General features: G+C 70.5%; 21 protein-coding genes. 12 read left to right on the forward strand and 9 right to left on the reverse strand.

Annotated elements, in window-relative coordinates:
• Positions 1–44: 44 nt before the first annotated feature.
• On the reverse strand, positions 45–1463 hold the full coding sequence (locus GA0115234_RS36095; RefSeq protein WP_093550141.1) for an ATP-binding protein: 1419 nt from the start codon (positions 1461–1463) through the stop codon (positions 45–47).
• A gap of 189 nt (positions 1464–1652) precedes the next feature.
• On the opposite strand from GA0115234_RS36095, the gene GA0115234_RS36100 reads away from it, so the two are divergent.
• On the forward strand, positions 1653–1874 hold the full coding sequence (locus tag GA0115234_RS36100) for a DUF2004 domain-containing protein (protein WP_176729370.1): 222 nt from the start codon (positions 1653–1655) through the stop codon (positions 1872–1874).
• Positions 1875–2168: 294 nt separating this feature from the next.
• Here GA0115234_RS36100 and ychF read toward each other — a convergent pair whose 3' ends face one another.
• Positions 2169–3257 carry a redox-regulated ATPase YchF gene (gene ychF, locus GA0115234_RS36105; RefSeq protein WP_093550145.1) on the reverse strand — a complete coding sequence of 363 codons (1089 nt, stop codon included), beginning with the start codon at positions 3255–3257 and terminating at the stop codon, positions 2169–2171.
• Between the two features lie 220 nt (positions 3258–3477).
• Here ychF and GA0115234_RS36110 point away from each other — a divergent pair, with 220 nt between their 5' ends.
• Positions 3478–4074, forward strand: coding sequence for a DUF6542 domain-containing protein (locus GA0115234_RS36110; protein WP_353788224.1), 597 nt, complete (start codon positions 3478–3480; stop codon positions 4072–4074).
• A 92-nt stretch (positions 4075–4166) separates the two neighbouring features.
• Here GA0115234_RS36110 and ppgK read toward each other — a convergent pair whose 3' ends face one another.
• Together ppgK and GA0115234_RS36120 are read right to left on the reverse strand one after the other, a co-directional pair.
• The gene (gene ppgK / locus GA0115234_RS36115) at positions 4167–4904 is read right to left on the reverse strand and encodes a polyphosphate--glucose phosphotransferase (RefSeq protein ID WP_093550147.1); all 738 of its coding nucleotides are present in this window, start codon (positions 4902–4904) and stop codon (positions 4167–4169) included.
• A gap of 45 nt (positions 4905–4949) precedes the next feature.
• Entirely contained in the window at positions 4950–5939 is a 990-nt protein-coding gene (locus GA0115234_RS36120) for a 4-hydroxy-3-methylbut-2-enyl diphosphate reductase (protein ID WP_176729371.1), read from the reverse strand.
• Between the two features lie 74 nt (positions 5940–6013).
• Here GA0115234_RS36120 and GA0115234_RS36125 point away from each other — a divergent pair, with 74 nt between their 5' ends.
• The 4 genes from GA0115234_RS36125 (at position 6014) to GA0115234_RS36140 (ending at position 9964) form a co-directional block, all read left to right on the forward strand.
• Positions 6014–7414: an APC family permease gene (locus GA0115234_RS36125; RefSeq protein WP_093550151.1), complete on the forward strand. Its 1401-nt coding sequence runs from the start codon at positions 6014–6016 to the stop codon at positions 7412–7414.
• Positions 7415–7586: 172 nt separating this feature from the next.
• Entirely contained in the window at positions 7587–8798 is a 1212-nt protein-coding gene (gene xseA / locus GA0115234_RS36130) for an exodeoxyribonuclease VII large subunit (protein ID WP_093550153.1), read from the forward strand.
• Positions 8799–8994: 196 nt separating this feature from the next.
• The gene (locus tag GA0115234_RS36135; RefSeq protein WP_093550155.1) at positions 8995–9258 is read left to right on the forward strand and encodes an exodeoxyribonuclease VII small subunit; all 264 of its coding nucleotides are present in this window, start codon (positions 8995–8997) and stop codon (positions 9256–9258) included.
• Between the two features lie 115 nt (positions 9259–9373).
• Positions 9374–9964, forward strand: coding sequence for a malonic semialdehyde reductase (locus GA0115234_RS36140; RefSeq protein ID WP_093550156.1), 591 nt, complete (start codon positions 9374–9376; stop codon positions 9962–9964).
• A 124-nt stretch (positions 9965–10088) separates the two neighbouring features.
• On the opposite strand, the gene GA0115234_RS36145 is transcribed toward GA0115234_RS36140, so the two are convergent.
• The gene (locus GA0115234_RS36145; protein WP_093550158.1) at positions 10089–10607 is read right to left on the reverse strand and encodes a DUF4245 domain-containing protein; all 519 of its coding nucleotides are present in this window, start codon (positions 10605–10607) and stop codon (positions 10089–10091) included.
• 152 nt (positions 10608–10759) lie between these two features.
• On the opposite strand from GA0115234_RS36145, the gene glpX reads away from it, so the two are divergent.
• A complete protein-coding gene (gene glpX, locus GA0115234_RS36150; RefSeq protein ID WP_093550160.1) occupies positions 10760–11791 on the forward strand; it encodes a class II fructose-bisphosphatase in 1032 nt (343 codons plus the stop codon).
• Between the two features lie 206 nt (positions 11792–11997).
• On the opposite strand, the gene GA0115234_RS36155 is transcribed toward glpX, so the two are convergent.
• Together GA0115234_RS36155 and GA0115234_RS36160 are read right to left on the reverse strand one after the other, a co-directional pair.
• Complete coding sequence (locus GA0115234_RS36155) at positions 11998–12381, reverse strand: WhiB family transcriptional regulator (RefSeq protein ID WP_093550162.1); 384 nt, start codon at positions 12379–12381, stop codon at positions 11998–12000.
• Positions 12382–12629: 248 nt separating this feature from the next.
• On the reverse strand, positions 12630–13289 hold the full coding sequence (locus GA0115234_RS36160; RefSeq protein WP_093550164.1) for a DUF1707 SHOCT-like domain-containing protein: 660 nt from the start codon (positions 13287–13289) through the stop codon (positions 12630–12632).
• A 176-nt stretch (positions 13290–13465) separates the two neighbouring features.
• Here GA0115234_RS36160 and GA0115234_RS36165 point away from each other — a divergent pair, with 176 nt between their 5' ends.
• Positions 13466–15133 (forward strand): fumarate hydratase, encoded by a 1668-nt coding sequence (locus GA0115234_RS36165; RefSeq protein ID WP_161275725.1) that lies wholly within the window; start codon positions 13466–13468, stop codon positions 15131–15133.
• Between the two features lie 109 nt (positions 15134–15242).
• Here the strand turns inward: GA0115234_RS36165 and GA0115234_RS36170 are convergent, their stop codons facing one another.
• Entirely contained in the window at positions 15243–16229 is a 987-nt protein-coding gene (locus tag GA0115234_RS36170) for a LuxR C-terminal-related transcriptional regulator (protein WP_093550465.1), read from the reverse strand.
• A gap of 70 nt (positions 16230–16299) precedes the next feature.
• Here GA0115234_RS36170 and GA0115234_RS36175 point away from each other — a divergent pair, with 70 nt between their 5' ends.
• Together GA0115234_RS36175 and GA0115234_RS36180 are read left to right on the forward strand one after the other, a co-directional pair.
• On the forward strand, positions 16300–17694 hold the full coding sequence (locus tag GA0115234_RS36175) for an MFS transporter (protein WP_343335967.1): 1395 nt from the start codon (positions 16300–16302) through the stop codon (positions 17692–17694).
• A 310-nt stretch (positions 17695–18004) separates the two neighbouring features.
• On the forward strand, positions 18005–19306 hold the full coding sequence (locus tag GA0115234_RS36180) for a M18 family aminopeptidase (RefSeq protein WP_093550168.1): 1302 nt from the start codon (positions 18005–18007) through the stop codon (positions 19304–19306).
• Positions 19307–19380: 74 nt separating this feature from the next.
• Here GA0115234_RS36180 and GA0115234_RS36185 read toward each other — a convergent pair whose 3' ends face one another.
• The gene (locus GA0115234_RS36185; protein ID WP_093550170.1) at positions 19381–20910 is read right to left on the reverse strand and encodes a ricin-type beta-trefoil lectin domain protein; all 1530 of its coding nucleotides are present in this window, start codon (positions 20908–20910) and stop codon (positions 19381–19383) included.
• Positions 20911–21016: 106 nt separating this feature from the next.
• Between GA0115234_RS36185 and GA0115234_RS36190 the strand changes: the two genes are divergently transcribed.
• Both GA0115234_RS36190 and GA0115234_RS36195 read left to right on the forward strand, forming a co-directional pair.
• Entirely contained in the window at positions 21017–22441 is a 1425-nt protein-coding gene (locus GA0115234_RS36190; protein WP_093550172.1) for a class II fumarate hydratase, read from the forward strand.
• A 45-nt stretch (positions 22442–22486) separates the two neighbouring features.
• Positions 22487–23185, forward strand: coding sequence for a cytidylyl-2-hydroxypropylphosphonate hydrolase (locus tag GA0115234_RS36195; protein ID WP_093550174.1), 699 nt, complete (start codon positions 22487–22489; stop codon positions 23183–23185).
• Positions 23186–23395: the final 210 nt, after the last annotated feature.

The following is a 23395-nucleotide window of genomic DNA, read 5'->3' on the forward strand; positions in this document are numbered from 1 at the left end:
AGCGCGGCCTTACCGACTCCCCTACCTCACCTGTCATCCGCCACTCACAGCGGCCAGGCGGTCAGCAAATCGCCGGGGCCGTAGGTGGCGTCGAGCCCCGGACAGTCGACTCCACTACGCGAAACCGCCACGACTGGAACTGGTTCGTCGGTGAGGGCAGCTCGGTGCCGATGCAGAGCGGCCAAGTCATGCCGGTCGAAGGGCGACTGCTCCAGCCACTTGATGGAGCCGACGAAGAACAGCTCCTTGGCGATGGGGGCGCGGTCGGCCCCGACGATATCGATCTCGATGTCGTTGGTGCGGGTCCAGTAACCGCCCACTGCGGGGGCCGCGGGCAGCTGGTCGTCGGGCAGCATCCGCGCCAGGGCCTCACGAACAAGAGGCTCGACGGCCCGACCACGCCAGCTGGTCCAGTTCTCCCGGATGCGCGCCAAGGTCAGATCGCCCCGCCCTCGCTCGATCTCCTCCATCGACGGGCCGAGCAGGTGCAGCCAGAACCGCAGGTACGGATCTGTCACCCGATAGCGGCGGTCCTTGGACGGGCGCAGCGATACAGGCAACTCGCCGACGACGATCCGTTTGTCCGTAAGCAGCTCCAGAGCTCGCTGCAGCGGCGTGGCCCCGATCCCGCCGGCTGCATGGGCGATATTGGTGAAGGTCCGCTCGCCACTCCCGATGGCCGTCAGTACCTTGCGCGCCTGTACCTGCGGAGGGAATTCGGCGGCCAGCGAACGCTCGGCCGACACCAGCAGGGCCGAGACCGGATCGCTCAGCGCCTCGCCGAGGAAGTCCCACAGCCCTGCGCCGCGCGGCCACTCCGCGCAGATCAGCGGCAGCCCGCCGGTGACCAGTGCGGCGTCGACGGCTTCCGCCGGATCCAGCCCAAGCATCTGCCCCACCTCAGCGGGGTTGAGCGGCCCCAGCACCATCTCCCGGCCGCGCTGATGGAAGGGGCGTCCGTAGCTGTTCAGTGCCTCCATCATCGACAGATCGGAGCCGATGAGGACCAGCAGCACCGGCTTGGTCTCCAGCACCCGGTCCCAGGCCCGTTGCAGCATCCCTTCGAAGGCGCCGTCAATATCCATCAGGTACGGCACTTCATCGATGATCAGAACGCTCGCCCGGTCGGCAGGCAGCGCCGCGGCCAGCACATCGAACGCGGCATCCCAGTTCTCCGGCCGCGCGGCGGCCACCAGCCCCGCCAACGGCAGCGTCGACACTTGGGCGTCCCTGGCCAGCCGTGCCAGATCATCCCTAGGGGATGCACCAGTCGCAGCGAAGAACAGGAAAGGGGCTCCGGAGCGCTCCGCAAACCGCTCGACCAGCCGCGACTTGCCCACCCGGCGCCGCCCACGCAACATCACGCACCGACCGGGCCGCTCCCCGCCGATCCCTGCCGCGACCTTCTGCAGCTCTCGCTCCAACGTCGCCAGCTCCTGGCGACGTCCTACAAAATTCACCATGCCCCGTCGACCTCCATTCATGTCACTAACGGCAATGTTAGCAACATGGAGGTTAGCGATTTCCTTCGCGGTCCTCGGCAGACGTGTCGAGCGACCCCTAGGTTGTAACAACAGTCTGCGCAGTGGCGGGCACTCAGAGTGTCGATTCGAGCAGGCCGCGCGGCTCGTGCACGGGCAGACGACGCCGAAGTGATCAAGCGCCTCACCCGGGAAGCGAACGGCGAACCGAACAGCGTCGACGCGTTCACCGCCGCCATGCACCCCGTCCGGATCGGCCTGTGGCACCCGACCGGAGAGGCCGAGACCCGGATCGTCATGGACTACACGATCGACGCCGTGACCAGCGACGAACTCCTTGCCGTCAAGGTGGCCCGCGACGGGACCGTGGCATCCGTCGACTGGGAAAGCTGACAACGCCCAGCTCTGCCCCGGTGGTGGCGTGCCCCCTGCGGCACCGCACAGGGCACGGCACATCGCCCCGGGGATTCGGGTGATGCTCCGCAGCCTGGCCGCAGAACAGCAACTGGTCCAGGACGCCGACACCGGACAAAGAGCTCGCCCCCAGGCCGCACCGTGAATCCACCGCGCCTTGACGAGCCACCCCACGACCCCAGCACGGGAAACGACCAGGGGCCCAACCTTGAAAGGCTGGACCCCCTCTGACCTGCTTGTTTACCAGATCAGCGATGTGGCGGCATGTCACGGCTAGACGTTGAAGCGGAACTCCACCACATCCCCGTCCTGCATCACATAGTCCTTGCCCTCCATGCGCGCCTTGCCCTTGGCGCGGGCCTCGGCGACCGAGCCGGTTTCGACGAGGTCCTCGTAGGAGATGATCTCCGCCTTGATGAAGCCCTTCTGGAAGTCGGTGTGGATCACACCGGCCGCCTCGGGGGCCGTGGCGCCCTTCTTGATCGTCCAGGCTCGGGCTTCCTTCGGACCCGCCGTGAGGTAGGTCTGCAGGCCCAGGGTGTCGAAGCCGACGCGGCCGAGGGTGGCCAGGCCGGGCTCTTCCTGGCCCATGGACTGGAGGAGTTCGAGGGCCTCGTCGTCGTCGAGCTCGATCAGCTCGGACTCGATCTTGGCGTTGAGGAAGATCGCCTCGGCGGGGGCGACCAGGGCGCGCTGCTCGTTCTTGAAGTCCTCGTCGACCAGCTCGTCCTCGTCGACGTTGAAGACGTAGAGGAAGGGCTTGGTGGTCAGGAGGTGCAGCTCGTGGAGGAGCTTGCCCTTCTCGGTGCCGGCGGTGATGCCCGCGGCGAAGAGGGTCTGGCCCGACTCCAGGATCTTCTGGGCCTCCTCGACCGCGGCGAGGACCGCGACCTTCTCCTTCTGGAGGCGGGACTCCTTGGTGAGGCGCGGGACGGCCTTCTCGACGGACTGGAGGTCGGCGAGGATCAGCTCGGTGTTGATCGTCTCGATGTCGTCCTTGGGCGAGACCTTGCCGTCGACGTGGACGACGTTCTCGTCCTTGAAGGCGCGGATGACCTGGCAGATCGCGTCCGACTCGCGAATGTTCGCGAGGAACTTGTTGCCCAGGCCCTCGCCCTCCGAAGCGCCCCGGACGATGCCGGCGATGTCGACGAAGTCGACCGTCGCGGGGAGAAGCCGCTGGGAGCCGAAGATCTCGGCCAGCTTGTTCAGGCGGGCGTCGGGGACGCCGACGACGCCCACGTTCGGCTCGATCGTGGCGAACGGGTAGTTGGCCGCCAGCACGTCGTTCTTGGTCAGGGCGTTGAACAGGGTCGACTTGCCGACATTCGGCAGGCCGACGATTCCGATCGTGAGCGACACGTTGGCGACTTCCTGAGGAGTGAGGAGGTGGGCGGGAACGCTGCGGGCCCGGGTGGGCCGATTCTCCAGTTTACGGGCGGGGGCGACCGGGTACCCACGGGTCCGGTCGGGCACCGATCCGGTTCCCGTTCGGCCGTGTGGCATCGAACTCATCCCCTAGGTCGACCAAAGGGCGTGTCCCGCACCTGTTTCCGCCCGTCCGGAGACCTACGTTGTCCCGGTGGAGCAGCACAGGACACGTCCCCCGCAGCGCAGGCAGTCTCATCAGGCCCCGCTGTCCCCGCAGGGCACCATCGAGGAAACCGCGACCGTCTACCAGGTGGTGAGCCCGCCGGAGGGCCGCTCCCGTCCGGTGCCGCCCGTCGTGCTCGCGCTGCGCCGGCTGCCCAATCCCCGGCTGACCGGCATCGGGGCCGGGCTCTTCGCCGCCGCCGCCATGTTCGTGATCGCCTGCCTCGATCTGCTGGCCCTCGACGGTTCGGCGGTGGTGTTCGGGGTGCTGTTCCTGCCGGTCTGCGCGCTGACGGCGCTGTGGGTGCGGCCCGCGGACCTGGTGACGGCACCGATCATCGTGCCGATCGCGTTCGCCGTCGGCGTCATCCCGATCTCCGGCGGCACGGGCGGCTTCGGCGGCCAGACCATGGCGGTCGTCACCGCGCTCGCCGTGCACGCCGGGTGGCTGTACGGCGGAACGCTCATCGCCGGGCTCATCGCGACCGTACGGAAGGTCCGGCTTATGCGTCAGCGGCACCGCCGCGGCCCGCTCGCCGCACAGACGCCGCGCCCCCCGCAGGGACCGCGCCGCCCGCGGCGGTAGGCGCAGGAGCAGGCTCCGGCTCCGGCTCCGGCTCCGGCTCCGGCTCCGGCGGATCAGGGCCTGTCCGGTCCTGATCCGCCGGACAGAAACACCTAGCGGCCCGAGGCCGCCATCGCCGCGCCCACGATGCCGGCGTTGTTCTGCAGCTCCGCCGGCACCATCTCGGCCCGTACGTGCTCGATCAGGGGCAGGAACTTGTCGGCCTTGCGGCTGACCCCGCCGCCGATGATGAAGAGTTCGGGCGAGAACAGCATCTCCACATGGGCCAGGTACTTCTGCACCCGGTGCGCCCAGTGGTGCCAGCTCAGGTCCTCGTCCTCCTTGGCCTTGGTGGAGGCGTGCTTCTCCGCGTCGTGGCCGTTCAGCTCCAGGTGGCCCAGCTCGGTGTTGGGGACGAGCCGGCCGTCGACGAAGAGGGCGCTGCCGATCCCCGTACCGAGGGTCAGCACGATCACGGTCCCCTTGCGGCCCCGGCCCGCGCCGAAGGTCATCTCCGCGATGCCGGCCGCGTCCGCGTCGTTCAGCACGGTGACGGGGAGGCCAAGCCGGTCACCGATCAGTCCGCGGGCGTCCGTGTCGATCCAGCCCTTGTCGACGTTGGCGGCGGTACGGGTGACCCCGTCGGTGACGACGCCCGGGAAGGTGACGCCCACCGGGCCCGACCAGTCGAAATGGCCGACGACCTCGGCCACGCACTCGACCACGCCCTTGGGCGTGGCCGGGTGCGGTGTCAGCACTTTGTGGCGCTCCTGCGCCAGGTCTCCGCGGTCCAGGTCCACGGGAGCGCCCTTGATCCCGGATCCGCCGATGTCCACGCCGAAGATCTGCATGCAGTCCACGGTACGGGCAGGCGGCCCGGCCCACTCCCCGGAACGCTACTTCTCCGTGAGCGCGGCGGCCTCGGCGCGCAGATCGCGGCGGAGCTCCTTGGGCAGCGAGAAGGTGATGGACTCCTCGGCCGCCTTCACGATCTCCACGTCCTCGAAGCCGCGCTCGGACAGCCAGGCCAGCACGCCGTCGACCAGCACCTCGGGAACCGACGCACCGGAGGTGACGCCGACCGTGGAGACACCCTCCAGCCAGGCCTCGTCGATCTCTTCGGCGAAGTCGACCAGATGGGCGTCGTTCGCGCCGGCGCCGAGGGCGACCTCGACCAGGCGGACGGAGTTGGAGGAGTTCTTGGAGCCGACGACGATCACGAGATCGGCGTCCTCGCCCATCTGCTTCACCGCGATCTGGCGGTTCTGCGTGGCGTAGCAGATGTCGTCGCTGGGCGGCGAGATCAGGAGCGGGAACTTCTCCTTGAGCGCGCCGACGGTCTCCATCGTCTCGTCGACGGAGAGCGTGGTCTGGGAGAGCCAGACGACCTTGGACGGGTCGCGGACCTCGACACCGGCGACATCCTCGGGGCCGTCGACCAGCGTGATGTGGTCGGGGGCCTCGCCGGAGGTGCCGATGACCTCCTCGTGGCCCTCGTGGCCGATCAGGAGGATGTCGAAGTCGTCCTGCGCGAAGCGGACGGCTTCCTTGTGGACCTTGGTGACCAGGGGGCAGGTCGCGTCGATCGTGGCGAGCTTCCGCTCGGCCGCCTCCTCGTGCACGGTCGGCGCGACGCCGTGCGCGGAGAACATCACGATCGAGCCCTCGGGGACCTCCGCCGTCTCCTCGACGAAGATCGCGCCCTTCTTCTCCAGGGTCTGTACGACGTACTTGTTGTGGACGATCTCGTGGCGTACGTACACCGGGGAGCCGTACTGCTCCAGGGCTTTCTCCACGGCGATCACGGCACGGTCCACGCCCGCGCAGTAGCCACGGGGAGCGGCGAGCAGGACGCGGCGAGGTGTCGTAGCAGTCATGCGACCCATCGTAAGGCCGAGTCGAACGCGCGGAAGATCGGCCGGGTGGCGAGACTGATCGGTACGCGACCCAGGGAGGGCTCATGTCGGAGAGCGGCAGCGGTGGCAGCGGCGGGAGCGGGGGCGCGGAAACGGCCGGGACGGCGGGGGCGCACACGGAGGACGGCAGGCTGCGGCGGACGCTCGGTTTCCGGGATCTGGTGGTCTACGGGCTCCTGTTCATCGCGCCGATGGCGCCCGTCGGGGTGTTCGGCACGCTCGACGCGAAGTCCGACGGCGCCGTCGCGCTCGTCTATGTCGCGGCGACGGTGGTGATGGCGTTCACGGCGTTCAGCTACGCCCAGATGGTCCGGGTCGCCCCGCTGGCGGGCTCGGTCTTCGCCTACGCGCGCAAGGGGCTCGGGGAGGGGCCGGGGTTCATCGCCGGGTGGATGGCGATGCTCGACTATCTGCTGATCCCGGCGGTCGCCTACCTCTTCTCCGGGATCGCGCTGAATTCGCTGGTGCCGTCGGTGTCGCGCTGGGTGTGGACGGCGCTCGCCGTCGTCGTCACCACGCTGCTCAACCTGTGGGGTGTGCGGGCCGCCGCCCGGGTCGGCTTCGCGGTGCTCGCGATGGAGATCGTGGTGCTGGCGGTGTTCCTGGTGTCGGCGGTGGTGGTTCTCGTACGGGACGGGGCGCAGCGCGGCTGGCTGACTCCGCTGACCGGTGACTCCCACTTCTCCATGTCGGCGGTGCTGGGGGCGGTGTCGGTGGCGGTGCTGTCGTATCTGGGCTTCGACGCGATCGCCTCGTTCGCGGAGGAGGTGACCGGGGGCTCGGCGAAGGTGGCGCGGGCGCTGCTGTTCTGTCTGGTGCTCGCGGGTGTGCTGTTCGTCGCGCAGGCGTATCTGGCGGCGCTGCTCGAACCGATGACGTCGGCGGAGCTGGCCGCCGATCCGGCCGCGCAGGGGTCGGCGTTCTACGACACGGTGGACTCGGCGGTCGGGGGCTGGCTGCACGATCTGGTGGCGGTGAGCAAGGCGATCGGGGCGGCCTTCGCGGCGCTGGCCGGGCAGGCGGCGGCGGGCCGGCTGCTCTTCGCGATGGCCCGGGAACGGCGGCTGCCCCGGGTGCTCGCGAAGGTCGACCCCCGGTCCGGGGTGCCGCGGCTCGCCATCCTGCTGGCCGCGACGGTGACGCTGATCGCCGCGGTGTGGGCGGCCCGGCGCGCCGACGGGCTGGACCATCTGGTGTCGGTCGTCGACATCGGCGCGCTGACGGCCTTCGTGCTGCTGCACGCGTCGGTGGTCGGCTGGTTCGCCGTACGCCGGATGGAGGGACCGCCGAGCTGGTGGCGTCATGTGCTGGTGCCGGTGGTGGGTGCGGGGGTGCTGATCGCGGTGATCGTGGAGGCGACCGGGAGCGCTCAGCTGGTGGGGGCGTGCTGGTTCGGGGTGGGGCTGGTGGTGCTGGCGTTGCAGTGGGGGCGGCGTACGGGGTGAGGCCGAGGCGGCGGGGTCGGTTGTGGGGCGGCGGGGCAGCTCGCGTGGGGCGCCGGGTTCCCGGTGACGCCCAGTGGTCGGAGACGCCCGGTGGTCGGAGACGCCCGGTGGCCGGAGACGCCCGGTGGCCGGTGGTGCCCGGTTGCCGGTGGGGGCCGATACGCTCGCTCGCATGGCTCTCCAGACGTCCGCGGAAGCTCCGCTGCCCGTAGGTGATGTGTCGCGGCTGATCGGGGGCTGGATCGACCGGCTCGGGGCGGTCTGGGTCGAGGGGCAGATCACCCAGCTGTCGCGGCGGCCGGGTGCCGGGGTGGTGTTCCTGACGCTGCGCGACCCGTCGCAGGACATCTCGGTGAGTGTGACGTGCTTCCGGCAGGTCTTCGACCGGATCGCGGATGTGGTGACGGAGGGGGCGCGGGTCGTCGTCCTGGCCAAGCCCGAGTGGTACGCGCCCCGTGGCCAGCTGTCCCTGCGGGCCACGGAGATAAGGCCGGTCGGCATCGGCGAGCTGCTGGTCCGTCTGGAGCAGCTGAAGAAGTCGCTGGCCTCGGAGGGCCTCTTCGCGCTCGACCGGAAGAAGCCGCTGCCGTTCCTGCCGCAGCTGATCGGCCTGGTCTGCGGGCGGGCGTCGGCGGCCGAGCGCGATGTCCTGGAGAACGCCCGGCGGCGGTGGCCCGCGGTCCGCTTCGAGGTGCGCAATGCGGCGGTGCAGGGTGTGCACGCGGTGAATCAGGTGGTCCAGGCGGTGAAGGAGCTGGACGACCTGCCGGACGTCGACGTGATCGTCGTGGCGCGGGGCGGCGGCAGTGTGGAGGACCTGCTGCCGTTCTCGGACGAGCAGCTGATCCGGACGGTGGCCGCCTGCCGTACGCCGGTGGTGTCGGCGATCGGCCATGAGCCCGACTCGCCGCTGCTCGACCTGGTCGCGGACCTGCGCGCCTCCACGCCGACGGACGCGGCGAAGAAGATCGTGCCGGACGTGGGCGAGGAGCTGGACCGGGTGCGGCAGCTGCGCGACCGTGCGCTGCGGTCGGTACGGGGGCTGCTGGACCGGGAGGAGCGGGGGCTGGCGCACGCCCTGGGCCGGCCGTCGATGGAGCACCCTCAGCGGATGGTGGACGAGCGCGCGGCGGAGACCGACGCGCTGACCGGGCGGAGCCGGCGGGTGCTGGGCCATCTGCTGGACCGGGCCGACTCGGAGCTCGCCCACACCCGGGCGCGGGTGGTCGCGCTGTCGCCCGCGGCGACGCTGGAGCGCGGCTACGCGGTGCTCCAGCGGGCCGACGGCCATGTCGTACGGGCTCCCGAGGACGCCGGGGCGCCGGGTGATGTGCTCCGGGCGCGGGTCTCGGGCGGCGAGTTCGCCGTACGGGTGAGCGAGTGAGCGCCCCCGGTGGCGGGGCGGACGGCTCCGGGCGCGGACCGGTCGGAGTAGTCGCAGGTGTGCGCGGTGTCGCAGGTATGTGCGCGGGTGTCGAAGATGCGCGCGGTGGCGCGGACGTGCGCGCGGGTGTCGCGTGCGCGGGTATGGACGGACGAGGTCACAGGCTCCCGGTGGGCCGGAACGTAGGGTGGGACGCATGACGGACGACGCGACTACGGCGGCTGGTGCCACGGGCACGCTCGGCTACGAGCAGGCCCGCGACGAGCTGATCGAGGTGGTGCGCCGCCTGGAGGCGGGCGGTACGACGCTGGAGGAGTCGCTCGCGCTCTGGGAGCGGGGCGAGGAGCTGGCGAAGGTGTGCCGGCACTGGCTGGAAGGCGCGCGCGCCCGGCTGGACGCGGCCCTCGCGGGTCCGGCAGACACCCAGGAGAGCGGCGGCACGGCGGCCGACAACGGCTGAGCGCGCTGTGGGACCCATCACTCGGCTCCCGTTTTAGTTGAACATTAACCTACCTCTCCGTTACCGTGATCGTCGTTGCTCGATCCCCGTGTACATCCGGAAGGTAATACGCACGATGTCCCTCGCTCTTGACCCCGCCGCCCAGGACCTCCTCTTCCGTGAGGCCCGCACCGCCAACACCTTCTCCGACGAGCCGGTGACCGAGGAGCAGGTCCAGGCGATCTACGACCTGGTCAAGTACGGGCCCACCGCGTTCAACCAGTCGCCGCTGCGCGTCATCCTGGTCCGCTCCGACGACGCCCGCGCGCGCCTCGTGAAGCACATGGCCGAGGGCAACCAGCCGAAGACCTCGACCGCCCCGCTGGTCGCGATCCTGGCCACCGACAACGAGTTCCACGAGGAGCTCCCGGCCCTGCTGCCGCACTTCCCGCAGGCCAAGGACGCCTTCTTCTCCGAGCGCCCGGTCCGCGAGTCGGCCGCCGCGCTGAACGGCGCGCTGCAGGCCGCGTACTTCATCATCGGCGTCCGCGCCGCCGGCCTGGCCGCGGGCCCGATGACCGGCTACGACGCCGCGGGCATCGAGAAGGAGTTCCTGGACGGCGACCACAACGTGCTGATGGTCGTCAACATCGGCAAGCCGGGCGAGGACGCCTGGTTCCCGCGTCTGCCGCGTCTGGCCTACGACGAGGTCGTCACGACCGTCTGACCGTCGCCACGCGCACATGCGGAAGGCCCTGGAGCACCTCGGTGCTCCAGGGCCTTCCGCATGAACGATGAACGCGGGAAGAGCCGTGCGCGGCTGCCGTGCACCCCGGGGGGCGTCAGGACGATCAGGACGACTTGAGCGCGGCGGCCATCTCCGCCAGCCGCTCCGGCGAGGCGGAACCCGTGACCACCGTGGTCGAGCCCTCCTCGTGTCGCACGAGGGCGTCGTACTTCGAGCCCTTCCAGTGCTGCCAGGTCTCGCCCGCGACCTGCTGCGTACGGCCGGTGTTCCTGGCGTCCTGGCTGACCTCGGTCACGTACTTCTTCGCCGGGGACGTGGACTGCTCCACCGCGACGTACTTGCCGTCCGGGTCGAGGAAGCCCAGGTGCCAGCTGTTGCCCGCCTTGCGGTCGTAGCTGACCGAGGTCGGCTTCCACTTCTCGGTCAGTCCGTCCGGGGCGACCACGGGATACGGCGCCGCGCGCCGGGCCGTCAGGAGCTCCACCCGGTAGTCGACCGCCTTGACCGGGTTGGCGTTCTCGTCGTGCGGAACGAAGATGTAAACAACCCCTGCCGCAGCGGAGATGACCGCCATCGACAGGAACATGTCCCGCACCGTCTGCTTGCCTCGCTTGCTAGCCACGGGTCCATGGTCGCATTAGGCCCGATGGGCCCGACCCGGGGGCAGCCGCTCATAAGTCGCTCATAAGTGACCCGGTCTGCTCATTTTGTCGACCTGACGATAGAGTCACAGCACCCTCTTCCGGTCGTCGCCGTACAGAAAGGTGCGCTTCGATGTCCGAGCACCATCTACCGTCTCAGCTCGAGGTCTCCCCCGAGGCCCCCGACCGCAACCTCGCCCTGGAGCTGGTCCGGGTCACCGAGGCCGCCGCCATGGCAGCCGGGCGCTGGGTGGGCCGCGGCGACAAGATCGGCGCCGACGGCGCCGCCGTGAAGGCCATGCGGACCCTCGTCTCCACCGTCTCGATGAACGGCATCGTCGTCATCGGTGAGGGTGAGAAGGACGAGGCCCCCATGCTGTTCAACGGCGAGCGCGTCGGCGACGGCACCGGCCCCGAGGTCGACATCGCCGTGGACCCGATCGACGGCACGACCCTGAACGCCAAGGGCATGCCGAACGCGATCGCCGTCCTGGCCGCCGCGGACCGCGGCGCCATGTTCGACCCGTCGGCCGTCTTCTACATGGACAAGCTGGTCACCGGCCCCGAGGCCGCCGACTTCGTCGACATCAACGCCCCCGTCTCGGTGAACATCCGCCGGGTCGCGAGGGCGAAGAACTCCGCCCCCGAGGACGTCACCGTCGTCGTCCTCGACCGCCCGCGCCACGAGGGCATCGTCAAGGAGATCCGCGAGACCGGCGCCCGGATCAAGTTCATCTCCGACGGCGATGTCGCGGGCTCGATCATGGCCGCCCGCGAAGGGACCGGCGTCGACCTGCTGATGGGCATCGGCGGCACCCCCGAGGGCATCATCTCGGCCTGCGCCATAAAGTGCCTCGGCGGCGTCATCCAGGGCAAGCTCTGGCCCAAGGACGAGGCCGAACGGCAGCGCGCACTGGACGCCGGGCACGACCTGGACCGGGTGCTGTCCACCGACGACCTGGTCAGCGGCGACAACGTGTTCTTCGTCGCGACCGGCATCACGGACGGTGAGCTGATGCGCGGCGTGCGGTACCGGGCGGAGACCGCGACCACCGAGTCGATCGTCATGCGGTCCAAGTCCGGCACCATCCGGAAGATCGACTCCACCCACCGGCTCTCGAAGCTGCGCGCCTACAGCGCGATCGACTTCGACCGCGCGAAGTAGGACCCCGCCCGGGTTCTCCGGAACAGGAACAGGAACACCGGAACCCCGGCAGCAGAACGCGAAGAGGCGCCCCCGTGTGCGGTGGGGGCGCCTCTTCGCGTAGCCGCCGTCGAGGCAGTGCGTACCGAGGTGGTGCGTACCGAGGTGGTGCGTACCGAGGCAGTGCGGGCGCGTACGGGCCGCGCGGGCCCGGACCGGCCGACCGGTCAGCCCGCCGCGGCGACACGCTCCGTCGCACCGGAGGACGCGGACGCGGCCTTGAGCTCCATCTCGCGCCGTCTGCGACGGGCGAGCACCACCCGGCGCTCGGCGGCGGTGAGCCCGCCCCACACTCCGTACGGCTCGGGCTGTATGAGCGCGTGCTCCTGGCACTCGATCATCACGGGACAGCGCGCGCAGACCCGCTTCGCGGACTCCTCGCGCGCGAGTCTCGCAGCAGTCGGCTCCTTCGACGGAGCGAAGAACAGCCCGGCTTCGTCCCGGCGGCACACCGCCTCCGAATGCCAGGGGCCCGCCTGGTCCTCCCGCGCAGGGGTGCGCTGGGGAGGGACGGCGGCGACCTGGAGGGGCTGATGCGGCAGTTGCAGCACGGTCTACTCCTGACGACGGCTTCGCGAGCGAGAGACGATGCAGGATTCCCTACCCGCTGTACGCACGCCCATGCACTGAGTGGTGCCCGGCCCGTGGGGCGGAATTGCCGTCGATCAGGAATTTGGCTTGATTTAGAAGGGGCTCGCGGGAGTTTCCGGGACCCCCGCGGAGCGTGTCGTTCCTATCCGGGATCCACCCGAGGCCTATCCGCGGCCTATCCGAGATCTGCCGGAGGTCTGCCCGAGGTCTATCCGAGGTATTTGCGCAGACGGTCCTGGAGATCCGCGATGAACTTGCCGCGCTTGGGCTTCGCCTCGACGCTGCCGAACACGGAATAGCCGTTGACGACGACCACCGGCGCCTCGGGGTCCGCGGATTCCAGTGTGGCGACTTCAAAATTGCCGAAGACGCCCGTGCCGCTGCCGCGCAGCGAGATGTTCTCGGGGACCTTGACCTCGACGCTCCCGAAGACGGACGTCGCATTGATGACCGTCAGTCTCTGACCGAAAAGCGCCTCGGTCAGATCGACCTCCACACTGCCGAAGAGCGCAAAGGCGTTCGTACGACTGCCGACCCGCCAACGGCCCTTGCGGGTCGAGCTGCTGAAGATCGCGACGAGGTTGTCGGCGGGGCCCGTGGGGCTCTCGTGGCCGTGGACACCGTGAGCGGCCGTGCGGGCCGCGCCCGCCGGGGCGGGCAGATCCTGTACCAGCGGCTCCAGCTCGCCGACGGTCTTGGCGCGGTAGACCGCGTCGACCCGCTCGGCGTGCTCGTCGGCGGTGAGCCGGCCCTCGGCCATGGCTTCCCGCAGGATGTCCGCGATCCGGTCGCGGTCCGCGTCCGAGGCGCGGATGCCGACCGGCTGCGCCGGGGTCGCTGACTGCTGGGGCTGCTTTTCGAGGTCCACCGGCCCAGCGTACCCAAACGCGATAGATCGCGACTAGCCCTTGCCGCGCCTCCGCCGTGTCGCACCCCCGAACTGAGCCTTACCTCACAGCTTCGGCGCCCCTGCGGCGTTCTACCCTGGTGGATGCGCTGCCCAAGGGAGGTCAGCCGCTGTCTGCCGAGTGAGGAATGGCCGTAATGCCAGAGTTTGCGTACTCCGATCTGCTCCCCCTGGGAGAGGACACCACGCCGTACCGTCTGGTGACCTCCGAGGGTGTCTCCACCTTCGAGGCCGACGGTCGTACGTTCCTCAAGGTCGCTCCGGAGGCGCTGCGCACCCTGGCCGCCGAGGCCATGCACGACATCTCGCACTATCTGCGCCCCGCCCACCTGGCGCAGCTGCGGCGGATCGTGGACGACCCCGAGGCGTCGTCCAACGACAAGTTCGTCGCGCTCGACCTGCTGAAGAACGCGAACATCGCGGCCGCGGGCGTGCTGCCGATGTGCCAGGACACCGGCACCGCGATCGTCATGGGCAAGCGCGGACAGAACGTGCTGACCGAGGGCGGTGACGAGGAGGCGCTGTCGCACGGCATCTTCGACGCCTACACCAAGCTCAACCTCCGCTACTCGCAGATGGCTCCGCTCACCATGTGGGAGGAGAAGAACACCGGCTCGAACCTCCCCGCGCAGGTCGAGCTGTACGCCACCGACGGCGGCGCGTACAAGTTCCTCTTCATGGCGAAGGGCGGCGGCTCGGCCAACAAGTCGTTCCTCTTCCAGGAGACGAAGGCCGTGCTGAACGAGGCCTCCATGATGAAGTTCCTGGAGGAGAAGATCCGTTCGCTGGGTACGGCCGCCTGCCCGCCGTACCACCTGGCGATCGTCGTCGGCGGTACGTCGGCCGAGTTCGCGCTCAAGACCGCGAAGTACGCCTCCGCGCACTACCTGGACGAGCTGCCCGCCGAGGGCTCCCCCACCGGTCACGGCTTCCGTGACAAGGAGCTGGAGGAGAAGGTCTTCGAGCTGACGCAGAAGATCGGCATCGGCGCCCAGTTCGGCGGCAAGTACTTCTGCCACGACGTGCGCGTCGTCCGCCTCCCCCGGCACGGCGCCTCGCTGCCCGTGGCGATCGCCGTGTCCTGCTCGGCGGACCGTCAGGCCACCGCGAAGATCACGGCCGAGGGCGTCTTCCTGGAGCAGCTGGAGAAGGACCCGGCCCGCTTCCTCCCGGACACCACCGACGAGCACCTGGACGAGTCGGGCGACGTCGTACGGATCGACCTCAACCGGCCGATGGACGAGATCCTCGCCGAGCTGACCAAGTACCCGGTCAAGACCCGGCTCTCGCTGACCGGCCCGCTGGTCGTGGCCCGCGACATCGCGCACGCCAAGATCAAGGAGCGGCTGGACGCGGGCGAGGAGATGCCGCAGTACCTGAAGGACCACCCGGTCTACTACGCGGGCCCGGCGAAGACGCCCGAGGGGTACGCCTCCGGCTCCTTCGGCCCGACGACGGCCGGCCGCATGGACAGCTATGTCGCGCAGTTCCAGGCGGCGGGCGGCTCCAAGGTGATGCTGGCCAAGGGCAACCGGTCCAAGCAGGTCACCGACGCGTGCGACGCGCACGGCGGTTTCTACCTCGGCTCGATCGGCGGCCCCGCCGCGCGCCTCGCGCAGGACTGCATCAAGAAGGTCGAGGTCGTCGAGTACGAGGAGCTCGGCATGGAGGCGGTCTGGCGGATCGAGGTCGAGGACTTCCCCGCGTTCATCGTCGTCGACGACAAGGGCAACGACTTCTTCACCGAGCCCGCCCCGGCGCCGACGTTCACCAGCATTCCGGTACGGGGTCCGGGTCTCGCCTGACCCCCGGTACGAAGACCGGATCCCCGGTACGAAGACCTGCCTCGCGGGGCGTTCCGGCCGGAGCGTCCCGCGAGGCCGTTCTCATGCCTGCGTTCTCATGCCTGCGGTCTCATGCCTCCAGCAGGCCCGATGTCGCGACCAGGTAGCCGAGTTGGGCCCGGCTGTTGCTGCCCAGCTGCTCCGAGACCCGGCGCACGTGCTCGGCGACGCTGCGGCGGCTCATGCCGAGCCGCCGGGCGATCGACTCGTCCGTCTCGCCGCCCACGACCGCCTGCAGGATGGTCCGTTGCAGGTCGGAGGTGACGACCGGGGTGCGCAGCGGCACCCGTTCCGGGCGGACCGGGACCGCGCGCGCCCAGGCCTCGTCGAAGTGCCGCGCCAGGAAGCGGACCAGGGCCGGGTGCTGGATGCGCAGGGCGCGGTGCGGCTCGTCGGAGAACGGGACGAACGCGAGGTCGCGGTCGAAGACGATGATCCGGTCGGCGACCTCGGCGAGCGTGCGGACCTCGGCGCCCTCGGTCGTCACCCGCTCGATGTAGGCGAGCGTCGTACGGTCCGAGCGGACCGTGTGCTGGTAGATGGTCCGCTGCCGGATGCCCCGGCGCAGATTGCGCAGGTCCCTGGGCAGCGACTGTTCCAGTACGTGCACGGGACGGCCCCCGCCCGGGTGGGCCGTGCGGACCTCCTCCCGGCAGCCCGCGACGCCCGCTTCGAGCGCCTTGCCGATGACGGCCTCGCCGGAGAGCCGGGTGAGCGCGGACGGTTCGAGCCGGTGCGCGTCCGCGTACAGGCCCTCGAACTCGGCCAGGGCGGCGCGGGCCGAACGCAGTGTGCGGCGCTGCCGGGCGATCGCCGCCTCGATGGGTCCGAGCACATCGAACGAAGCGGTCTCGGGGGGTACGGGGACCAGCCGCCCCGGTGCGTCGCGATCCGCCACCATCAGATGCAGGGCGCTCAGACAGCCGGGCACCTCGGCCGCCGGAAGGCTTCCGTCCGTGAGCGCGCGGCGATAGGCCGCGAGGGCCGGGTCACAGACGCGGTCCGATGACGATTCGCGGCAATCACACGCCCGTGGGCCGGAATGATCGTCCTTCACAACCATGCAGATTACATTCGTGCAATCGCGCGGGCATGGGTGAACGCGCACGCTCGGTGAGTATGAGCCGGTGACGCACGACATCGGACAGGCGGACGGCCGACCGGAGCGGGCCGGGGACGGCGGTCCGGCCGGCCGGGCGCGCGGGGAACGCCGTTTCCGATTCCTGATCGCGGGTTACGCGCTGTCCTCGTACGGCACCTTCCTGAACATGGTGGCGCTCAATCTGTTCGTCTACGAGACGACGGGCCGGGCGCTCGCGATGGGCCTGTTCATGGCCGTGCGGCTGGCGTCCGGATTCGTCGCCGGGCTGACGGCCGGTGGTCTCCTCGCCCGGTTCACCGCGAAGAGCCTGATGTGGTGGGCGAATGTGGCGCAGGCGGCGGTGATGCTGCTGCTGGTCCTCGCGCCCGGGGGGATGCGTACGGGGGCCTTGCTGGCCGTGTCCGTGGTGGTGGGCGCCTGCGGGACGCTCTTCATGGTGGCGCTGCGGAGCTCCATTCCGGAGATGGTCGGTGACGACCGGCGGTCCTGGGCGAACTCCCTTTCCATCACGGGGCGTTCGCTGGCGATGGTGGCGGGCTTCGCCTCCGCGGGCGTGGTGGTCTCGCTCGTCGGCTACACGGCAGCGTTCGTGGTGGACCTGATCACCTTTGTGGTCTGTGCCGTGACGGTGGCACTGCTGCCGATCCCGGGCGGGGGCAGGCGAGCCCCGGGCGGGGGCGGGGGAAAGGACGCCCGGCTGGATTCGGAGGGGGATTCCGGCCGGGGTACGCGGGAGAAGGGGCGGCCGGGCCGGTGGCGGCGGCCGGGCGCGTTCCTGGCGTCGGCCGCCGTGCCCGGTCTCGGTCTGATGGTGGTGCTGCGGAGTGTGGACGCCTTCGGTTCGTCCTCCCACAACGCCGCCCTGCCGGTCCACTCCGCCGCGCTCGACGCCACGCACCCCGCCGTGTTCGTCAGCGCGTTCTGGTGTCTGTGGGCGCTGGGGAACGTCGCCGTGCAGCAGGTGATCCAGCGGTACGCCGGGCGCACCGGGCGGGCGGTGGGCGCGCCGGGCTTCGGGTACGGCACCTGTCTGATGTCGGGGGCGTTCATCCTGGCGTTCGCCGGGTTCCCCTCGGCGGCGACCGCCGTGATCGCCCTGGTGGCGGGTGCGGCCGACGGGCTCACGGAGGTCTCGTACACCTCCCATCTGCAGACGCTCCCCGCCGGTCTGCGCGCGCACGCCTTCGGGCTCTCCGCGACCGTCGAGAACCTCGGGTTCGGCGTCGGCATGATCCTGGTCGCGGCGGCGCTCGACAGGTACAGCCCGCTGACCGTCGTCGCCTGGTCGCACGGGGCGGCCGTCGTGGTCGCCGTGGTGTTCCTCGTCCGGGTCTCCGGGGCGCGCGGCCGGGCCGACGCCCGCGCCACCCACTCCCCCGCCTCCCGCGCCGGCGTCGATCCCGGCGGGCCGGAGCGATGAGGACTCGCGTACGACACTATTCAGCCAATCTTGAGACGGCCGGCGAGGGGCCGGGCATCCGGCGGGCCGTCCCGCGCGCCCCCGCCCGCCCCGAGCCCCCGCGCGGCGCGGGCGGTCCGGCACCGCCGCTTTCCCGCAGCGGGCCGCGCCACGGACTTGCGCCGTACCGGACCGCTTTGGTGGGTTGTCGGGCGTTCCTGGAGCACCCCGCCACCCCTCGCCCCGCACAACGCCCGCAGTGTGCCGCCCCCGGCGACCCGGCGCGGGTTCCTCCACCCTCACCGTCGAACACCGGAAAGGCGGACGCCCGATGACGCCGCTGCCCCACCGAAGCCACAGCGACGACCTGCTGTCCTTCATCAGCGCCAGTCCCTCCCCGTACCACGCGGTGGCCAGTGCCGCCCAGCGCCTGGAGAAGGCCGGATTCCGCGAACTGCGGGGCACGGACGACTGGACGGGCACGACCGGCGGCAGTTTCGTCGCCCACGGTGGTGCGCTGATCGCCTGGTACGTCCCCGAGGGCGCCCCGGCGCACACCCCCTTCCGGATCGTCGGCACCCACACCGATTCGCCGAATCTTCGGGTCAAGCCCGCTCCCGACACCGCCTGCGCGGGCTGGCGGCAGATCGGGGTGGAGATCTACGGCGGCGTTCCGCTGAACACCTGGCTCGACCGCGACCTCGGCATCTCCGGACGGCTCGCGCTGCGCACCCCGGGCGGCGGGACCGGCTCCCGGCTCGTGCGGATCGACGAACCCCTGCTGCGCGTACCGCAGTTGGCCATCCACCTGGACCATTCCGTCAACGACGGGCTCGCGCTCGACCGGCAGCGCCATCTCGCCCCGGTGTGGGCGCTCGGCGCGCGCGAGGAAGGTGCGCTGCTGCGCCGGGTGGCGGCGGCCGCCGAGGTGGAGCCGGACGAGGTGCTGGGCTGGGACCTGATGCTGCACGACGTCCAGCCGCCCGGATACCTGGGCGCGGACCGGGAGTTCGTGGTGGCGTCGCGGCTGGACAACCTGGTGTCCGTGCACGCGGGCGTCACGGCCCTGACGGGTGCGGCGACCGCGGCAGAGGCGCCCGCGTACATCCCGGTGCTGGCCGCCTTCGACCACGAGGAGGTCGGCAGCGGTTCGGACACGGGGGCGCAGGGGCCGCTGCTGGAACGGGTCCTGGGCCGCTCGGTCACCGCGCGCGGCGGCGGCCCGGAGGACTGGTCGCGGGCCCTGTCCGGCGCCTTCTGCGTCTCCGCCGACATGGCCCACGCGGTGCACCCCAACTACGCGGAGCGGCACGACCCGGACCACCACGCGCTGCCGAACGGCGGCCCCGCGCTCAAGGTCAACGTCAACCAGCGGTACGCCACCGACGGCACCGGCATGGCGGTGTTCGCGGCGGCCTGCGAGCGGGCGGGCGTGCCGTGGCAGCCCTTCGTCTCCAACAACGCGATGACGTGCGGTACGTCGATCGGCCCGATCACCGCGGCCCGGCTGGGTGTGCCGACGGTCGACGTGGGGGTGCCGGGGCTGTCCATGCACTCGGCGCGCGAGCTGTGCGGGGCGGCGGACCCCGGTCATCTGGCCGCCGCGCTGGGCGCGTTCGTCACGTCCGGCTGACCCGCGCCGAACGGCCCGGAGGGGCGGGACGGCCCAGGCCGACCCGCCCCTCCCCATGCCGCGGAACGGCCCGCCTACGCGAACCGCTGCTGCGCGCCGCCGTCGCAGCTCTGCAGCTTCAGCGGGTCCTTGGCACCCGCCAGGGTCAGGCACAGCCCGGTCGAGGCCGCCGGGCGCAGGGTGCCCGACTGGCTCACGAACTGCTGGTTGGCCGCGCCCGAGCAGTTGTACAGGATGAGCGTGGCACCCGCCTTGTAGTCGGCGCCCGGCACGTCCAGGCACCGGTCGTGGCTCAGCGCCGTACGGAGGGTCTTCGTGCCGGAGTCGTACCACCAGCCCTGGTTGCGGCCGCCGTGGCAGTCCCAGCCGCCGACCTTCGTGTCATTGCGGGTCACCGAGGCCGGGGCGTCCATGCAGGTGCCCGTGGCCTCGTTCTTCAGGGGCTGGAAGAGGTCGTCCCAGGCACCGCCCTGCAGCACCGGCTTTCCGGTGCTCGCGGGGTCGGCGCAGCTCGCCTCGCGCAGGTTCGAGTTGTAGATCTGGGTCAGGCAGGACGCGAAGGCGCCGTGGCCCCTCTCGTTCGGGTGGAAGGACTGCCGCAGGGAGTTGGAGTCCGGCGGGAAGTGTCCGAGGTCGATGTAGAGGCCGCGGGCCCAGGTGTTCTCGCTGCAGACCTCGTGCCCGTGGAAGAGCCGGGAGTTGTCGAGGTAGACGGCCCCGGTGTCGGCCGCGGCCTTGCGCATGCCGCGTTCGAAGGTGGGCACGGCGGTGTTGCGGCCCCAGGCGGCGTCGGAGTCGTAGCCGGCGCAGCCGCCGGGAAGCTTCCCGGGGAAGTCGGGGTTGTCGTAGAAGTCCGGGCCGATGGGGCTCGGGTAGCCCATGACCACGAGCTTGTAGTCGCTGTCGGCGTAGCCGGCCCCGGACATGACGGTCTTCAGGTCGCGCACCGTCTTCTCGACCTTGGGGACGAGTCCGTCGACGCGCGCCTGCCAGCCGCCCTCGTACTTCGGCTGGCAGGTGCCCTGGGAGAGCACCCAGCGCGTGACACAGTCCGTCATGACCGGGCCGAACTGGAGGTCGTCGTTGGCACCCGCGACGAGCACGATCATCTTGATGCGGGTGTTGCGCGCCTTGATGGCCAGGTTGTCGCTCTGCACCAGCTCGTCGGCGTACTGCTTCGAGCCGCCGATCACGATGTTGCCGGTGTACGCGCCGGAGCAGGAGACGTTGTACGTGACGTCCGCCGGGATGCCGGTGCGGTGGATGGCGGAGTCGGGCGAGCGGTGGCACCAGTTGTCGGGGCCGTTGGTGCCGGCCTCGTACGTGCCGACGCCCTCGCCGGAGATCTCGCTGTCCCCGAGCGAGATCAGTCCCGTCTTGCGCTCGGCGAGCGGGCGCTCGGCCGGGTTTCCGTACAGCTGGGTGGCTTCCGCGGCGCGGATGGCCTCCAGTTCGGGCGACAGGGGGGTGGATGCGGTAGTGCTGGGACCGGACCGGTCCGCCGCGCCCGCCGGTCCGGCGGCGGCCGCCATGCCGCCGAGTGCCGCCGCCATGGCCGCGGCGGCCGCGACCGTACAGCGAAGTCTGTGCCTGGTGCGCCTCATTGCGCCTCCCCGGGTTGTGGTTACCCACGGTATTTACTGGTCGGTAGCCAACTTGGGAATAGACAGAACAAGACAAGTGCTCAACTTTTTCAGGAGGTTGAACGAGATGGACGAGTCACAGACCGGTGCACAGGCCCCAGCGGCCGCCCCGGAGTTCCGCGTCGAGCACGATTCGATGGGCGAGGTGAGGGTGCCCGCGGATGCCAAGTGGCGGGCCCAGACACAGCGGGCGGTGGAGAACTTCCCGGTCTCCGGCCAGCGCCTGGAGCGGTCCCACATCGAGGCGCTGGCCCGGATCAAGGCCGCCGCCGCCAAGGTGAACGCCGAGCTGGAGGTACTGGATCCGGGCATCGCCGCGGCCATCCAGGAGGCCGCCGCCGAGGTCGCCGAGGGGCGCTGGGACGCGCACTTCCCGGTCGACGTCTTCCAGACCGGCTCGGGCACCTCTTCGAACATGAACACCAATGAGGTGCTGGCCACGCTGGCCACCGAGCGCCTGGGCCGCGAGGTCCACCCCAACGACCACGTCAACGCCTCGCAGTCGTCCAACGACGTCTTCCCGTCCTCCATCCACATCGCCGCGACGGCCGCCGTCACCGGCGACCTGATCCCGGCACTGGACCATCTCGCGGCCGCCCTGGAGCGCAAGGCCGCCGCGTTCGCGACGGTCGTGAAGTCGGGGCGTACGCATCTGATGGACGCCACGCCCGTCACCCTCGGCCAGGAGTTCGGCGGCTACGCGGCACAGATCCGGTACGGCGTCGAGCGGCTGCGCGCCTCCCTCCCCCGCCTCGCCGAACTGCCCCTGGGCGGCACGGCCGTCGGCACCGGCATCAACACACCGCCCGGCTTCTCCGCCGCCGTCATCGCCGAGGTCGCCCGCACCACCGGGCTGCCGCTGACGGAGGCCCGGGACCACTTCGAGGCACAGGGCGCGCGGGACGGGCTCGTGGAGACCTCGGGCCAGCTCCGCACCATCGCCGTCTCGCTCACCAAGATCTCCAACGATCTGCGCTGGATGGCGTCCGGGCCGCGCACCGGACTGGCCGAGATCAGCCTCCCCGACCTCCAGCCGGGCTCCTCGATCATGCCGGGGAAGGTGAACCCGGTCGTCCCCGAGGCCGTCCTGATGGTCGCCGCCCAGGTGACGGGGAACGACGCCACGGTCGCCACGGCGGGGGCGGCGGGCAACTTCGAGCTGAACGTGATGCTCCCGGTCATCGCGAAGAACCTGCTGGAGTCGGTCCGGCTGCTGGCCAACGTCTCCCGGCTGCTCGCGGACCGCACCGTCGACGGGATCACGGCGAACGTGGAACGCGCCAGGGAGTACGCCGAGTCCTCGCCGTCCGTGGTCACCCCGCTGAACAAGTACATCGGCTACGAGGAGGCCGCGAAGGTCGCCAAGAGGTCCCTCGCGGAACGCCGGACCATTCGCGAAGTGGTGCTGGAATCGGGATACGTCGAGCGCGGCGACCTCACCGTGGAACAGCTCGACGAGGCTCTGGACGTGCTGCGCATGACCCGTCCGTGACCTGCGCCGCAGCCCCGGATCCCCCGATCCCTCTAAGATCCGTCCATGGCAGGTACCGGAGACATCGAGCACTGGGCGCCGGGTGATCAGATCCTGTGGCGCTACCGCCGCAACGGAGCGCCGGGCGGGTCCGGGGCGCCGGGGCGCGTCGCGGACCCGTTCCACATCTGTCGCCCCGTCACCGTCGCCCAGGACACCGACGAACTGCTCGCGGTGTGGGTGGCGCCCGGCACCGAGTGTGTGAAGCCGGTGCTGGCGGACGGCAGGGACGTGCACGCCGAGCCGCTCGCCACCCGCTACACCGCCCCGCGCGCCACCGCCCGCTCCCTCTGGCTGGGAAACGGTGTGCTGAAGCTCGCCCGGCCCGGTGAGCCGTGGTCGGTCTGGCTGTTCTGGGAGCCGGGCTGGCGGTTCCGCAACTGGTACGTGAATCTGGAGGAACCACACACCCGCTGGCAGGGCGGCGTCGACTCCGAGGATCACTTTCTCGACATCTCCGTCCACCCCGACCGCAGCTGGGCCTGGCACGACGAGGACGAGTTCGCCATGGCGCAGCGGGCCGGCCTGATGGCCCCGGAGACCGCCCGGAAAGTACGGGAGGCGGGCCACGCGGCCGTCGAACTGATCCAGGGCTGGGGTGCCCCGTTCCGGGACGACTGGGAGAACTGGCGGCCCGATCCACAATGGCGAGTTCCCGCGCTTCCGGATGACTGGGACCGCACCCCCTCGCGTATGGCGTCGTGAGACCCTTGATGGACCTCTGGGGGACAAACGTAGGATCGTCCTCCGGAGTTGCCGCACCGCTCCAACCGGAAGGCGCGGCACCGGACCTGACCACAAGTCACCGCACGAGCACCACGCACTGAATGAGCTGTATGAGCCACATCAGTCGTAAGAATCGTATGAACCACTTCGAGGGGGTGGAGACGTGCTCGCTGTTGCCCGCCCCGTCGC

The organism is Streptomyces sp. DvalAA-43 (assembly GCF_900091725.1).
GTDB lineage: Bacteria > Actinomycetota > Actinomycetes > Streptomycetales > Streptomycetaceae > Streptomyces > Streptomyces pulveraceus.

Coding starts and splice junctions, on each gene's coding strand:
- xseA (WP_093550153.1), top strand. CDS start 7,587: ATGGCTCTCCAGACGTCCGCGGAAGCTCCGCTGCCCGTAGGTGATGTG.
- GA0115234_RS36190 (WP_093550172.1), top strand. CDS start 21,017: ATGGACGAGTCACAGACCGGTGCACAGGCCCCAGCGGCCGCCCCGGAG.
- glpX (WP_093550160.1), top strand. CDS start 10,760: ATGTCCGAGCACCATCTACCGTCTCAGCTCGAGGTCTCCCCCGAGGCC.
- GA0115234_RS36095 (WP_093550141.1), bottom strand. CDS start 1,463: ATGGTGAATTTTGTAGGACGTCGCCAGGAGCTGGCGACGTTGGAGCGA.
- ppgK (WP_093550147.1), bottom strand. CDS start 4,904: ATGCAGATCTTCGGCGTGGACATCGGCGGATCCGGGATCAAGGGCGCT.
- GA0115234_RS36125 (WP_093550151.1), top strand. CDS start 6,014: ATGTCGGAGAGCGGCAGCGGTGGCAGCGGCGGGAGCGGGGGCGCGGAA.
- GA0115234_RS36180 (WP_093550168.1), top strand. CDS start 18,005: ATGACGCCGCTGCCCCACCGAAGCCACAGCGACGACCTGCTGTCCTTC.
- GA0115234_RS36120 (WP_176729371.1), bottom strand. CDS start 5,939: ATGGGTCGCATGACTGCTACGACACCTCGCCGCGTCCTGCTCGCCGCT.
- GA0115234_RS36195 (WP_093550174.1), top strand. CDS start 22,487: ATGGCAGGTACCGGAGACATCGAGCACTGGGCGCCGGGTGATCAGATC.
- GA0115234_RS36165 (WP_161275725.1), top strand. CDS start 13,466: ATGCCAGAGTTTGCGTACTCCGATCTGCTCCCCCTGGGAGAGGACACC.
- GA0115234_RS36185 (WP_093550170.1), bottom strand. CDS start 20,910: ATGAGGCGCACCAGGCACAGACTTCGCTGTACGGTCGCGGCCGCCGCG.
- GA0115234_RS36140 (WP_093550156.1), top strand. CDS start 9,374: ATGTCCCTCGCTCTTGACCCCGCCGCCCAGGACCTCCTCTTCCGTGAG.
- GA0115234_RS36135 (WP_093550155.1), top strand. CDS start 8,995: ATGACGGACGACGCGACTACGGCGGCTGGTGCCACGGGCACGCTCGGC.